The organism is Providencia sp. 6390, assembly GCF_058148425.1.
Genome location: NZ_JBYVYL010000011.1, coordinates 116,569 through 129,359 on the forward strand (window position 1 = coordinate 116,569; position 12,791 = coordinate 129,359).

Here is a 12,791-nt window from a genome sequence, read left to right on the forward strand (position 1 = left end):
TAAAAAAACAGATCTGTGAGCGATATCAAGTTAATTTTTTTTGAATTCATTAATTATAATATTGGCCTGACCACCTGACATTCAAGCCATCGGTCATTCAGGCAACATGACAATTATAATTCATTGATTGAGGATGTCTCTATGCAGAGCTCTATATCTGACATAACACCCGAAAATATTAGAAAAACCGCCAGGATCAAGAAAATTCAACGTATTTCTCTGCTGTTATTGTTCTTAGCAGGGATCATTAACTTTCTCGACCGCGGTTCTCTTTCGGTGGCTAACGAAGCTATTCGTGCTGATTTAGGGCTATCAGCAACTCAGTTTGGCTTTTTGTTATCCGCATTTTCACTGTCTTACGGCATTTCACAGCTACCTTCCGGTTTACTGCTCGATAGATTTGGTCCACGTATCGTTCTGGGGGCGGGTTTAATTTTTTGGTCAACCATGCAAGGCATGGCAGGTTTAATCCAAAACTTCTGGCAATTTATTGCATTACGGATCGGCCTTGGGGTCGGTGAAGCCCCTTTTATGCCAAGTGGCGTAAAAGTGGTCAATGATTGGTTTAGCGCTAAAGAGCGCGGTATCCCAATGGGGATCTTCAACTCATCGACAACTATCGGTCAAGCCTTTGCGCCGCCAATCTTAGTCGCATTGATGTTGGCTTTCGGCTGGCGAATGATGTTTATCATCATTGGTGTGGCGGGGATCTTAATTGGTATCTGCTGGTACGCTTACTACCGCAACCGTGAATCATTAAAGCTGTCTGAAGACGATTTAAAATACCTAAATTCAGGCCGTGAAGAGAAGCCAAAACAAAAAGTGACTTTGAAAGAATGGGGCGCTTTATTCAAAAAACGTACCGTATGGGGCATGATTTTAGGCTTCAGTGGTGTGAACTATACAGGTTGGTTATACCTCGCATGGCTGCCGGGCTATTTACAGGCAGAACGAGGTTTGAGCTTAGCCAACACCGGTTGGGTGGCGGCGATCCCATTCCTATTTGGCTCAATGGGCATGTTAGTCAATGGCATGGTGGCTGACCGATTGGCGAAAAAAGGTTACTCGCTAATGAATAGTCGTAAGATCCTGATCTGCTTAGGGCTAGTGTGTTCAGCGGCTTGTACCTTGTTGGTGGTGCAAGCAACCTCTACAGCAATGGCGGTAGCCTTTATCAGCTTAGCGCTATTCTTTGTTCACTTTGCGGGCACCTCTTGTTGGGGTCTGGTGCAAGTAGTGACACCAAGCAAAATGGTTGCTTCAGTCAGTAGTATTCAAAACTTTGGTAGCTTCATTTTTGCTTCATTCGCACCGATTGTCACTGGTTGGGTATTAGACACCACTGGCTCCTTTAATTGGGCGCTGATTGTCTGCTCGATGGTGACTTTCGCAGGTGCATTGGCTTACTTCTTCATCGTGAAATCACCGATTGAAGAAACCGTAACACAATAACTTTCAGGGCACCTCGTTGTGCCCCTATTTTTTGAGGTGAGCAATATGGAACAAACATGGCGTTGGTATGGTCCGAATGACCCCGTTTCTCTGAGTGATATTCGCCAAGCAGGCGCAACCGGTATTGTGACCGCTTTACACCATATCCCGAATGGGCAAGTGTGGAGCATTGAAGAAATTCAAAAACGCAAAGCCGAAGTGGAAGCAAAAGGACTGGTTTGGTCAGTCGTGGAAAGCATCCCTGTTCACGAAGAGATCAAAACGCACAGCGGTGACTACGATCAGCACATCGCAAATTACCAACAATCGATTCGCAACCTTGCCGCATGTGGTATTGATACTGTTTGCTACAATTTTATGCCAGTGCTGGATTGGACACGTACCGATTTGGAATATGAATTAGCCGATGGCTCAAAAGCACTGCGTTTTGACCAAATCGCTTTCGCTGCATTTGAGCTGCATTTATTACAGCGCGAAAACGCTGAACAAGATTATAGTGCAGAAGAAATTGCTCAAGCCAAAGCTTACTATGAAGCGATGAGCCAAGCGGACATCGACAAATTAGTCGGTAACATTATTGCAGGTTTACCGGGCGCAGAAGAAGGTTATACCCTCGAACAATTCAAACAACATTTGAAAACCTACGCAGGCATTGATAAGGCTAAATTACGTGACAATATGGCCTATTTCTTGAATGCGATTATCCCTGTAGCTGAGGAGGTTGGCGTGAAAATGGCGATCCACCCAGATGATCCTCCGCGTCCAATTTTGGGCTTACCACGGATTGTTTCCACCATTGAAGATATGCAGTGGCTGAAAGAAACGGTAGACAGTATTCACAATGGTTTCACCATGTGCACGGGTTCTTATGGCGTAAGAGGCGATAACGATTTAGTGAAAATGATTGAGCAGTTTGGCGATCGTATTCATTTTACTCACTTGCGTTCAACTTGCCGTGAAGACAACCCAAAAACCTTCCATGAAGCGGCGCATTTAGGCGGTGATGTGGATATGTTTGCGGTGGTAAAAGCGATTTTAACGGAAGAAGACAGACGCCAAAAAGCAGGCAATATGCGCCGTATTCCAATGCGTCCGGATCATGGACATCAAATGTTGGATGACCTGAAAAAGAAAACCAACCCAGGTTACTCTGCGATTGGGCGTTTGAAAGGTCTGGCTGAAGTGCGCGGCGTCGAACTGGCAATTAAACGCGTGTTTTTTCCTGATTTAAAATAGTTGCTGCCAGTACTAATAAGATTATTAAGGTGCATGTAGTTAAATAGCTGTAAGGCTTGATTCCATATACTATAGGAGTCAAGCCTTTAAATTTAGTTTTAGCCTACATATTTTTATCGTTCTCTAGTCCCTCTTTTATAAATCACCATGTTCTAACTTCATTTCTATATTAATAATTTACTTTTAACATTACCTATTCTTTTTTGGATTGTATGAGGATTGTTAGTAGATCCTAGATGCTAATTTTCAAATTTATGACATTAAATGACTAGTTGAAAAGATTGAGTTTTTATTTTTTTTAACTGGGGATATATGGATAAAACGAAGTAATTAATATAGGAGATAAAGAACGGTCTATAATTACTCTTTTTTGTTGTTTTATTTTAATGGATAGTTTGCTGTATTTAAGTTGTTTTTTTATAACTTAGCAAAGGTTTACTCACATTTGGTGTTTATTTGTTAATGTGTTTTAAAAAGATTTTATTTTAGATTAAAATTTTGTTTTTTGTTTCAATTTTTGTTTGTTTTTAGTTTTAAACGCTGGTTTTATTTTTTTGGGTTAGTATTGGTTGTTATTTATTGTTTTGATTATTAAGTGATTTTTAATTGCGTCATATGTAATAATTTGACATGAATGCAATATATTCACTATTTGTAATGACTCGCGTTGGTTGTTTTTTTTATTCTCAGTATGCTAATCTTTTTCTCAACGCAAGGTATGTTTATTTCAATATGTAATTCTGTATTTGTGCTTTTATTATTTAGCGCTGTACCAGGAGTTTTTCATTATTGATATCCATTGTCATAAAGGAATTATCAAGTGAAAAAAGCTAAAAAAATAGAGGATGTAAAATTAGCATTAGCTATTTCAATAGGAGAAGAACTTCAGAAGTTACGAAAGTCTCGTAATTTAACAGGGAAAGTTTTAGCTGAGAAATTAGGGGTGTCTCAACAACAAATATCCCGATATGAACGGGGTATCTGTCGTATAGACACTGATACATTACTCTATACTTTACAATTGTTAGGTACTTCACTAACAGCATTTTTTTTGGATGTTTCTTTGAATTTAAAAGAAAAAAATCCAGGTGTATATTTGGAATTCTCTCCTTTTTTTGAGTCATTAGAAAAAGGAAACCAAATACCCTATTTTACTTCTTATCCAGGTCATTATTTTGGCTAAATGTTATTTCCATTATTTATTTAAATAATAGAAATGTATTAAAAATAGAATTGAAAGAGTCTTGCTCTCTAATTAATAACAAAAGTTTTGTTATTAATGAGTTTGTGCGCTTTTCTTTTTATCAACACATTAATTTATTAATCAGAAGGTTTATATGAAAAAAATTATTTTAGCAACTTTAGTTTCTAGCGCAATGAGTGCATCAGTTTTAGCAGCAGATGCTGGCCAAGGTACTGTTACATTTGAAGGCTCTATCATTGAAGCGGCTTGTGGTATTTCTCCAGAGTCAACTGACCAAACTGTTAACCTCGGACAAGTTGCGTCTGCGACCTTGGCTGATGGCGGTATGTCTAGACCTGTGCCTTTCACGATTGAACTGGTTGATTGTGATACGACCACTTGGGATACCGCTGAAGTGACATTCACCGGTGGTGTGAACCCGAACTTAGCGAACTCTTTAGCAATTCAAGGTACTGCATCAGGTGCTGGTGTTGTGATCACGGGTCTGGATGCGGTTCCTGTTAAGTTAGACGGTTCTGCGTCAGCAGGTTCTGTCGCATTACAAAATGGTGATAACTCATTGTTGTTCTCTGCTTATCTAAAAGGTGACACAACGACTATCGTCCCAGGTGCATTCACAGCGCTGACTAACTTCACCATGTCATACAACTAATTCTTATTATTTTAACGGTAAATCGAGGGTAGCACAGTGATATTGAGATGGTTAAAAAGCAGTGCGTTTTTTCTTTCCGGCTGTGTTGCCTTTTCTACCGCACAAGCGGCATCTAATGGAGAAGGTACTGTCACCCTTAACGGTGAAATTACCGATGCGGCATGCAGTATTGCCATGGATTCTCGCGAACAAATTATCGACATGGGGGTATTACCGGTTGGGGTGATCCGCCAAACGGGAGAAGGCCCTGTTCGTGATGTTGATATTTATTTAGTGAACTGTGACTTAACCAAAGCCAGTGATCCTTCACAAGTGTGGCAGGCTTTGAGTATGACATTTGATGGGCCTGCAGATAACGGCCTTTTCCAAGTCTTTGGCGACGCAAGAGGTGTTGGATTACTCATGCGTGACGCTGACTTACGCCAAGTGATCCCTGGAGAAGCTTTACCTCAGCAAGCCATCGTGCCGCCGACAATGCGATTAAGTTATCAGCTACGTTTGGTTTCAGACCAACGGCAATTACGTGCAGGTCCTTACCAAAGCGCGATCCGTTTTAAAGTTGATTATTACTAAAGTGCAATTTCATTCCTTTTTTCATTATTGTCATTAATTGCCAGGGATATTTTTTATGTCTTTACACACTGCACTTCGTTTTCGATTGGCGTTGTTGCCTTTGTCTATTGCACTCACCTATAGCATGAGCGGGATCTCGGGTGCATGGGCGACCTCATCGTCAGACAGTATCGAATTCAACACAGATGTTTTGGATGTTGAAGACAAAGAAAATATCAACCTTTCTCACTTCTCACGTGCGGGTTACATCATGCCAGGCTCGTATCTACTGTCATTAAAAATCAATGACGATACGTTGCCGGAAATGCCAGTTACTTTTTACCCTCCTGAAGGAGATCCTGAAGGAAGTGTGGCTTGTTTGACACCTGAGATTGTTGAGCAAATAGCGCTAACTTCATCGCATCGAAAGGCAGTGACATGGTGGCGCGATGGGCAATGCTTAGATATTGCTAGTTTACCAGGTATGCAAGTGCGCGGAGATCTCGCAACGTCAACATTATACCTCAGCATTCCGCAAGCGTATTTGGAATACACAGCACCTAACTGGGATCCACCTTCTCGGTGGGATGAAGGTATTTCAGCGTTGATTTTGGATTACAACGTCAATGGTAATGCCAACCGTTCTTATACGGGAGGGCACAACAGTTATGCTCTTAACGGTAATGGTGTGACAGGAATTAACTTGGGAGCATGGCGTTTTCGCGCGGATTGGCAAGGACGTTTAAATCATGCGACGGGATCTGGCGATGCCGTCAATAAGGATTTCGATTGGAGTCGTTTTTACGCCTATCGTGCACTGCCCAATTTGGCTGCCAAGTTGGTGATTGGAGAAGACTATTTGGTATCAAACATGTTTGATTCCTTCCGGTTTATTGGGGCGAGTGTACGTTCAGATTTGAATATGCTTCCACCTAATTTGCGAGGGTACGCGCCTGAAATTACGGGAATTGCACAATCAAACGCGACTGTAACGATCAGCCAGCAAGGGCGGGTATTGTATACCGAACAAGTCGCTCCGGGGCCGTTTCGTATCCAGAATCTCAATGATGCAGTCAGCGGGAAGCTAGATGTTAAAGTCGAAGAACAAGATGGAACAGTGCAAGAATTTCAGGTTGATACGGCGAACTTACCTTATTTGACGCGCCCTGGGCAAATTCAATACAAACTTGCCTTGGGGCAGCCGACAAACTATCAACGCCACAGTGAAGGCGATAGCTTTGTCACAGGAGAGTTTTCGTGGGGGGTGAATAATGGATGGTCACTCTTCGGGGGAAGTCTTAATAGCAAAAATTACAATGCGGTATCACTCGGTATTGGGCGTGATTTGATGGCGTTTGGTGCCTTGTCATTTGATATCACGCAAGCCTTTTCTAAGCTGCCGGGCCAGAGCACGCTGAGCGGTGGGTCATACAGATTAAGCTATGCCAAGCGTTTTGATGCGATTGATAGTCAAATTCAATTTGCAGGTTACCGTTTTTCTGAACGTGACTTCATGAGCATGTCTGAATTTTTGCAGGCACTAAAAAGTGGGGAACGATATGGCGGTAACAAAGAGCTATACACGATCTCACTGAGTAAAAATTTCCGTGATATGGGTATGTCAGTATTCCTGAATTATAACCATCAAACGTATTGGGATCGCCCAGATAATGATTATTACAGTGTGTCGGTTTCGAAATATTTTGATATTGGTTCAATTAAAAATGTCAGTGTGAATATCTCAGCAAATCGCAACATGTATAACGGCGTCAAAGATGACAGCGTCTTTTTATCGACATCGTTCCCATTAAGCAACGGGGCTAATGTTGGCTATTCAATGAACAATAATCGTTACGATACGACGAATCGTGTCACCTATCACGACCGTATTAACACGCGTACAACATACCAGCTCGGAGCAGGTAGTAGTAGCAAAGGGGCTTCTGGATCGGCCTTTATTACCCACCAAGGTGATATTGCTCGTTTAACGGCCAATGCTAGTTATCAACATAATCAATACAGTGCGTATGGGCTTTCAGCGAGTGGCGGATTGACAGTGACAGCGGAAGGTGCTGGCTTCCATCGTATGAGCACGCTGGGTGGGACACGTATGTTGGTAGATACAGAAGGTGTATCAGGTGTGCCAATAAAAGGATTTGGGGCACCTGTGGAATCGAATGCGTTTGGTAAAGCGATTGTGGGTGATGTGAGTAGTTATTACCGAAGTAAAGCTCAAATTGATTTAAACACCTTACCAGACAACGTAGACGCACAACAATCCGTAGTGCAAGCCACCCTGACAGAAGGTGCGGTGGGTTATCGTAAATTCTCTGTTGTCGCAGGCCAAAAAGCCATGACGGTATTGCGATTAGCGGATGGAAGTTATCCACCTTTCGGCGCGCAAATTCTTAATGCAAAAGGGCAGAGTACAGGTCTTGTCGGTGATGCTGGCAGCGCTTATATCAGCGGGATTAATGCCAATGAAATCATGACAGTGCAATGGGGAGAAAACAGCACCTGCCAAATTCAACTCCCCGATACGTTGGGTAGCTTGGATGACGCTTTATTACTGCAGTGTACACCAGTGGCTCAATAAATTCATTGGAACTTACTAGCCGTACGGCTTACTCCTGACTGGCTCACAGCATAAACAGTCTAAGAAGAAATAAGGTTTATAACAGTATGAAAAAGAATCAACAACATTATGCCATGATGTGTTTATTGGGTGGGATGTTACTCAGCCAAGTGGCACAGGCCGCAGTATCACTAGACCGTACCCGCGTCATTTTTGACGGTGGCCAAAAGTCTATCTCATTGAATATTTCGAATAACAATAAGCAATTGCCTTATCTTGCCCAAGGCTGGATTGATGATGCAGAGGGTAAAAAAATCACCTCTCCATTGGTGGTGCTGCCACCCGTTCAACGTATTGAACCTGGGAAATCCAGTCAAGTGAAAATTGAGGCATTACCGGCTATCAATGCATTACCACAAGATAGAGAAAGTTTGTTCTATTTTAACTTACGTGAAATTCCACCAAAAAGCGATAAGCCCAATACGTTACAAATTGCGTTGCAAACTCGCGTGAAGCTGTTCTATCGGCCTAAAGCTATCAAAGCGGATAAAAATGGTACGCCGTGGCAGGAAAAACTTACCTTACAAAAGGTGGGTGAACAAATGACAGTGAAAAATCCGACGCCATATTACGTGACGATCATCAATGCTGCCGCTAATGCATCTTCGGCAGGTGAAAAAGGAAAAGAGTTTGCGCCAGTGATGGTTGCTCCATTTGGTGAAATGTCATTAGGGATGAAAGCCAGCGCATTAGGTGCAAAGCCTGTCTTAACGTATATCAATGATTACGGTGGTCGTCCTGCACTGACATTCCAATGTCAAGGTAATGAATGCCACGTAGTAGCTGATAGCCAATCCCAAAATCCGTAAGGCGGATACTCAGAGTGACGACAGGAGGAAAGAGCGATGAAAACAAGCAAAATGTGGCGTTATGGACAGCGCGTATTATTGGGTAGCGCCTTGGCGTGTAGTGTGAATGCGATGGCAGCAGACAATAATAGTCGCCTTTACCGTCCTGTTGATAACTGGAATGTGGATGGCGCGAATGGCGTGTTGTATGTATCAGGCTCACTCACGGAAAGTCCATGTCGCTTAGCGATGACATCGGCATACCAATCGGTTGACCTTGGAAATATTGAAACAGCAGAACTGCAACACAACGGTAAAGGTACACCCATTCCATTCCAAATTGAACTGGAAGACTGTATCGAAATGGCGACACGTTTGACAAATGTGCAAAGCGGCATGACGGCGTGGAGTTCAACACAACCTGCGGTCAAAATCCGTTTCGTGGCACCGACAGTGCCATTTTATAGCGATTTTGTGAAAGTGAATGGGGTTCAAGGATTAGGGTTAGCCGTGACAACACCGGGTGGTGCTTTATTACCGATGGGGCAAGAAAGTGACCCGCAATTATTACCGTCTGGGCAGAGCCAACTGACGTATTACGTCACACCAGTAAGAGTTGGATTATTGGAGCCGGGTGCTTACTCCGCCTTGATTGCTTTTGAAATGTTGTACGAGTAAGGGAGTTTACAGAGATGAACGTCATTCCATTCCCTTCTCGGCAGGGGTTGACCAAGTTAATGCCATGGCTAATGAGTGGCGCATTAATGTGGAGCTTACAAAGTCAGGCGGGGTCAGACAGTGTCAATTTTAATGTCAAAGTATCTGTTGTCCAAAGCACGTGTCAGGTCAACAACAATGAGCCGATTACGGTGGAATTTGGCGATATGCAGATTAATACCATCGACGGTGTGAATTATGAGATGCCCATTTACTACACGTTGCAGTGTGCGGGGGCCGCGAATAACCAAGGTTTAAAGCTGCAGTTCAGTGGTACGGGAGCAAATTTTAACAGCGGTTTACTGAAAACCTCTGAGTCTGCACTGGGCTTGCGTTTTAAGTCAGACGGGGAGATTTTCGCCGTGAATGATTGGGTGCCGTTTACGTATGGTGATCTTCCTGATCTTAGCGTGGTTCCTATTTTGAGTAGCCCTATCGGTGTCGATAGTGGGGACTTTTTTGCCTCAGCAACGTTTAATGTGGAGTATGAATAATGGAAAAAAAACAATTACGTGCTCAGCTTTGTGTGCGCGCTGGGGTGATGATAACACTGCTTGTGGCACCATTAAGCGCACTGGCGGTACAAGCGACTTTCAGTGGCACTTTGATTGGCAATTCACCGTGTGTGGTGAATGACAATGATCCGATCGAGGTGGATTTTGGCGATGTCCTCATTCGAGATGTGCAAGGGCAAGAGGGATCGCAATATTCTCGCGATGTGCCGTATACCATTGATTGTGAGAATGCGAATACCTCCGACGCAATGAATTTAAAGATTAGCGGTACACCGACGTCTTGGGATGGATATTTGCTAAGGACGTCGAAAGCGAATTTAGGCCTGCAGTTCTATGTTGATGGACGTATATATGAATTGAATGATGATTATTCATTTTCATATGGCTATGAGCCAACGATTACAGTGGCACCTGAAGGAAGTAGTTCACTGAGCGATAATGATGACGGGTACTTTTACGCAACAGCCAGTCTGACAGTGGAGTACCAATGATGAGGTGGCGAGAAGGAATGGTGTGTGCTCGACAATTACAACACGTCGTTATCGCCGCTATGTTGGTGGGGGTGTCATCTTTTGCCAGTGCGGATGCCAGTTTTAGTGGGACCTTAATCAGTAACCCGCCGTGCGATGTGTACGGGGACAATGACCCGATACAGATCGATTTTGGCGAGGTGGGGATTACACGGATTGATGGGGTGAACTATGCGGAGCCGTTTAGTTTGACGGTTACATGTGGTTCGAATTTAGGCAATAACGTGGCTTTGGTATTGAAGTATATCGGTGTGGATGCAGCATCATTTAACACTCAAGCCTTACAAACTGACCGTCGCGGGTTAGGTATTTTACTTTCTCATAATGGAACGGTAATGCCACCGGTTTTTCCACCGGAAGCGGGTAGTGGTTTGCCGGTCACGATGTCCAGTAATGGCCAGAAGAGTCTTTCTTTTATGGCTGTACCAGTAAAAGATCCTGATCCCGATACCGTGCTGCTGGAAGGGGCGTTTAGCGCTATGGCCTCAATGGAAATACAGTATCCCTAGGCGAGGAGATAAACCATGAAAAGAACAGTGTGTAATGGTGCCTTATTGGGCTTACTAGGCGGAATGCTCTTCATGCCATTGGCTGCGCAAGCTGACAGCAGTGTAGGCATTGAATATAGCGGTACGTTAATCGCTCTGCCCTGCACCATCGTACCGGGGATGAACAATTTGTACGTGGACATGGGCACTATTCCGACCAAATCCTTATACCGTTTTACCCGCACCGCCGGAAAAACGATTGAGTTTTATTTGGAAGATTGTGATACGTCGTTGGGAAATGCGATTACGGCGACGTTTACGGGACCGATGGACAATGAAGGGTTATTGAGCTTTTCATCCGGTAGTACCGCAAAAGGTGCAGGCATTGGGTTGGAATATTTGGATGGTCGTCCTATTCCGATTAATGATGGAACAGTGTACAAGGTGCCGCTCCGTGATGGAGACATGGTCATTCGAATGAAGGCGTATGTGCAGGGCCAACAAAATGCGTTAGCGAATAAGAGCTTGGAGGCCGGAGATTTTTCGGCGGTACTGACGTACAGCATGAGTTATGAATAATATCAGGCGAAGTGGTGGTTTATCTATCCAATACACAGCTCAGAAGCCTAGTGCTAATCCAATTATGAGCTTGCAAAACAAGGGAAACCTAGTTCATCGGTGTGAACCACATCACTGTGCCGAAAGTGTTAATACCACACGAGTGGTCAAACGATACGATTAGAAGGAATACACAATGAGCTATCTACGGTCCTTTCGGATCCTTGGGATCTATAGCCTAATGGGTATATATGCCACTGCTCTTACCCCTGCTGTTGCAGCAGTCTCATTTCAAGGCACTACAATTGCCTCCGGTGATAATGCATCACCAGCAGTGAGTGGAGGTACTATCTCTGGTTCGGGAGCGATTATCTTCAATACGAATCTAATCGGAACTCAATTGGTCCGAAATGATGTCGCCTCGGGTGTTATAGGAACCAATTATGCCCTCTCCTCTGTATATTCTGTTAATGTACAAACCACGGGCTCTGCAATTGTCCCTCGTGGTGTCTTGCCTTTCAACATTTGTGCTGCTAGTTCGCAATATGTAGACCTTGTGATCTCTTCTCACGTGTTATACACGGGGGCATCACCAACCAATGCTGCACCGTCGAGAAATGCAAGAGGTTATGAAAACGCAATTAAGTCAAGGTACCGAATTACACCTCCCGAATTTGATCCAGCAACAAACTCTCTCACCGCTGATATACCGATTGAGTTGGTTGGGGGTAATGTAACGTTGTATACATGGTCTATACCGAATAACACGAACTGGGATTGGCGCTCTCAAGGGGCAGTGCGCGTAAGCTCTAATACTGACAAATCACCATATCCTGCTCAAGGAGTAGCAGCGATGTCGACTCCCTCTCTTTGGGCGCAGGGTGCTAATCAAGGAACGGTTGTAACGTATGATTGCCAAGTTGCAGGAGGAGGTATCGGTCTTAGCTGGAGCCTCGACGTTCCTACTATCGTAGAGCCAGTTGATCCAGAGGTTCCGTTGATAACTTGTGAATTCGATATGCCCGATATTGATTTTGGCCAAGTTTCTGCTGGTACTACACAAGAACAGAGACAAGAATACTTTTCATCTGTGTGTTCTGATACCGCATCGGTTACCTTGAAGATCACTGATACTTCAGGGAAAACGGGGCCCTACACTTTTGCTGGGGGAGCACTATCAGTGACATTTCCTGGCAGTGGATCCTCGAGTTATACCTTCTCCGTACCAGGGGGGGTAACTGATACCACACGCGTTAATGCTGTACTTTCAGGAGAAACAGTCAGTGGGACGTACAATTTACCGATGGTAGTGACCGCAGAATATAATTAAATATAATTATCTGCCTCCCTTCCTGAGTTTGCATGTAGAAGGGAGGCATCAAATTAGAGATAGGCATTTAAGAATTTATTAAATTACTTCATTTCTTTAATAAGCAATGCTATTTATTAATATATTAATAGCAG

General features: G+C 43.6%; 13 protein-coding genes. All 13 read left to right on the top strand.

The features are described 5' to 3' along the window. Positions 1-141 precede the first annotated feature (141 nt). On the top strand, positions 142-1,452 hold the full coding sequence (locus tag AC3Z9T_RS19495; protein WP_490127749.1) for an MFS transporter: 1,311 nt from the start codon (positions 142-144) through the stop codon (positions 1,450-1,452). A gap of 45 nt (positions 1,453-1,497) precedes the next feature. After that, positions 1,498-2,688, top strand: coding sequence for a mannonate dehydratase (gene uxuA, locus AC3Z9T_RS19500; RefSeq protein ID WP_490127750.1), 1,191 nt, complete (start codon positions 1,498-1,500; stop codon positions 2,686-2,688). An 820-nt stretch (positions 2,689-3,508) separates the two neighbouring features. Continuing rightward, a complete protein-coding gene (locus tag AC3Z9T_RS19505) occupies positions 3,509-3,871 on the top strand; it encodes a helix-turn-helix domain-containing protein (protein ID WP_490127751.1) in 363 nt (120 codons plus the stop codon). Positions 3,872-4,025: 154 nt separating this feature from the next. Next, positions 4,026-4,544: a fimbrial protein gene (locus AC3Z9T_RS19510; protein WP_272580561.1), complete on the top strand. Its 519-nt coding sequence runs from the start codon at positions 4,026-4,028 to the stop codon at positions 4,542-4,544. Between the two features lie 36 nt (positions 4,545-4,580). Beyond that, positions 4,581-5,117, top strand: a complete 537-nt coding sequence (locus tag AC3Z9T_RS19515) for a fimbrial protein (RefSeq protein WP_369514802.1) — start codon at positions 4,581-4,583, stop codon at positions 5,115-5,117. A gap of 55 nt (positions 5,118-5,172) precedes the next feature. Continuing rightward, a complete protein-coding gene (locus tag AC3Z9T_RS19520) occupies positions 5,173-7,692 on the top strand; it encodes an outer membrane usher protein (RefSeq protein ID WP_490127752.1) in 2,520 nt (839 codons plus the stop codon). A gap of 86 nt (positions 7,693-7,778) precedes the next feature. After that, positions 7,779-8,540: a fimbria/pilus periplasmic chaperone gene (locus AC3Z9T_RS19525; RefSeq protein WP_140181176.1), complete on the top strand. Its 762-nt coding sequence runs from the start codon at positions 7,779-7,781 to the stop codon at positions 8,538-8,540. 36 nt (positions 8,541-8,576) lie between these two features. Further along, on the top strand, positions 8,577-9,197 hold the full coding sequence (locus AC3Z9T_RS19530; protein WP_490127753.1) for a fimbrial protein: 621 nt from the start codon (positions 8,577-8,579) through the stop codon (positions 9,195-9,197). Between the two features lie 14 nt (positions 9,198-9,211). Then, on the top strand, positions 9,212-9,730 hold the full coding sequence (locus AC3Z9T_RS19535; protein ID WP_490127754.1) for a fimbrial protein: 519 nt from the start codon (positions 9,212-9,214) through the stop codon (positions 9,728-9,730). Then, positions 9,730-10,242: a fimbrial protein gene (locus AC3Z9T_RS19540; protein ID WP_490127755.1), complete on the top strand. Its 513-nt coding sequence runs from the start codon at positions 9,730-9,732 to the stop codon at positions 10,240-10,242. Before AC3Z9T_RS19535 ends, AC3Z9T_RS19540 begins: the two co-directional genes overlap by 1 nt. After that, positions 10,239-10,790 (top strand): fimbrial protein, encoded by a 552-nt coding sequence (locus AC3Z9T_RS19545; protein WP_490127756.1) that lies wholly within the window; start codon positions 10,239-10,241, stop codon positions 10,788-10,790. The genes AC3Z9T_RS19540 and AC3Z9T_RS19545 overlap by 4 nt, the downstream gene beginning before the upstream one ends. A 15-nt stretch (positions 10,791-10,805) precedes the next feature. Next, positions 10,806-11,348 carry a fimbrial protein gene (locus tag AC3Z9T_RS19550; RefSeq protein ID WP_369514796.1) on the top strand — a complete coding sequence of 181 codons (543 nt, stop codon included), beginning with the start codon at positions 10,806-10,808 and terminating at the stop codon, positions 11,346-11,348. Between the two features lie 175 nt (positions 11,349-11,523). Beyond that, on the top strand, positions 11,524-12,657 hold the full coding sequence (locus AC3Z9T_RS19555; RefSeq protein ID WP_490127757.1) for a hypothetical protein: 1,134 nt from the start codon (positions 11,524-11,526) through the stop codon (positions 12,655-12,657). Positions 12,658-12,791: the final 134 nt, after the last annotated feature.

What these genes read in the sequence shown, in the direction of transcription:
- AC3Z9T_RS19495 (WP_490127749.1), top strand. Translation starts at nt 142, where the DNA reads ATGCAGAGCTCTATATCTGACATAACACCCGAAAATATTAGAAAAACC.
- uxuA (WP_490127750.1), top strand. Translation starts at nt 1,498, where the DNA reads ATGGAACAAACATGGCGTTGGTATGGTCCGAATGACCCCGTTTCTCTG.
- AC3Z9T_RS19510 (WP_272580561.1), top strand. Translation starts at nt 4,026, where the DNA reads ATGAAAAAAATTATTTTAGCAACTTTAGTTTCTAGCGCAATGAGTGCA.
- AC3Z9T_RS19520 (WP_490127752.1), top strand. Translation starts at nt 5,173, where the DNA reads ATGTCTTTACACACTGCACTTCGTTTTCGATTGGCGTTGTTGCCTTTG.
- AC3Z9T_RS19525 (WP_140181176.1), top strand. Translation starts at nt 7,779, where the DNA reads ATGAAAAAGAATCAACAACATTATGCCATGATGTGTTTATTGGGTGGG.
- AC3Z9T_RS19530 (WP_490127753.1), top strand. Translation starts at nt 8,577, where the DNA reads ATGAAAACAAGCAAAATGTGGCGTTATGGACAGCGCGTATTATTGGGT.
- AC3Z9T_RS19535 (WP_490127754.1), top strand. Translation starts at nt 9,212, where the DNA reads ATGAACGTCATTCCATTCCCTTCTCGGCAGGGGTTGACCAAGTTAATG.
- AC3Z9T_RS19540 (WP_490127755.1), top strand. Translation starts at nt 9,730, where the DNA reads ATGGAAAAAAAACAATTACGTGCTCAGCTTTGTGTGCGCGCTGGGGTG.
- AC3Z9T_RS19545 (WP_490127756.1), top strand. Translation starts at nt 10,239, where the DNA reads ATGATGAGGTGGCGAGAAGGAATGGTGTGTGCTCGACAATTACAACAC.
- AC3Z9T_RS19550 (WP_369514796.1), top strand. Translation starts at nt 10,806, where the DNA reads ATGAAAAGAACAGTGTGTAATGGTGCCTTATTGGGCTTACTAGGCGGA.
- AC3Z9T_RS19555 (WP_490127757.1), top strand. Translation starts at nt 11,524, where the DNA reads ATGAGCTATCTACGGTCCTTTCGGATCCTTGGGATCTATAGCCTAATG.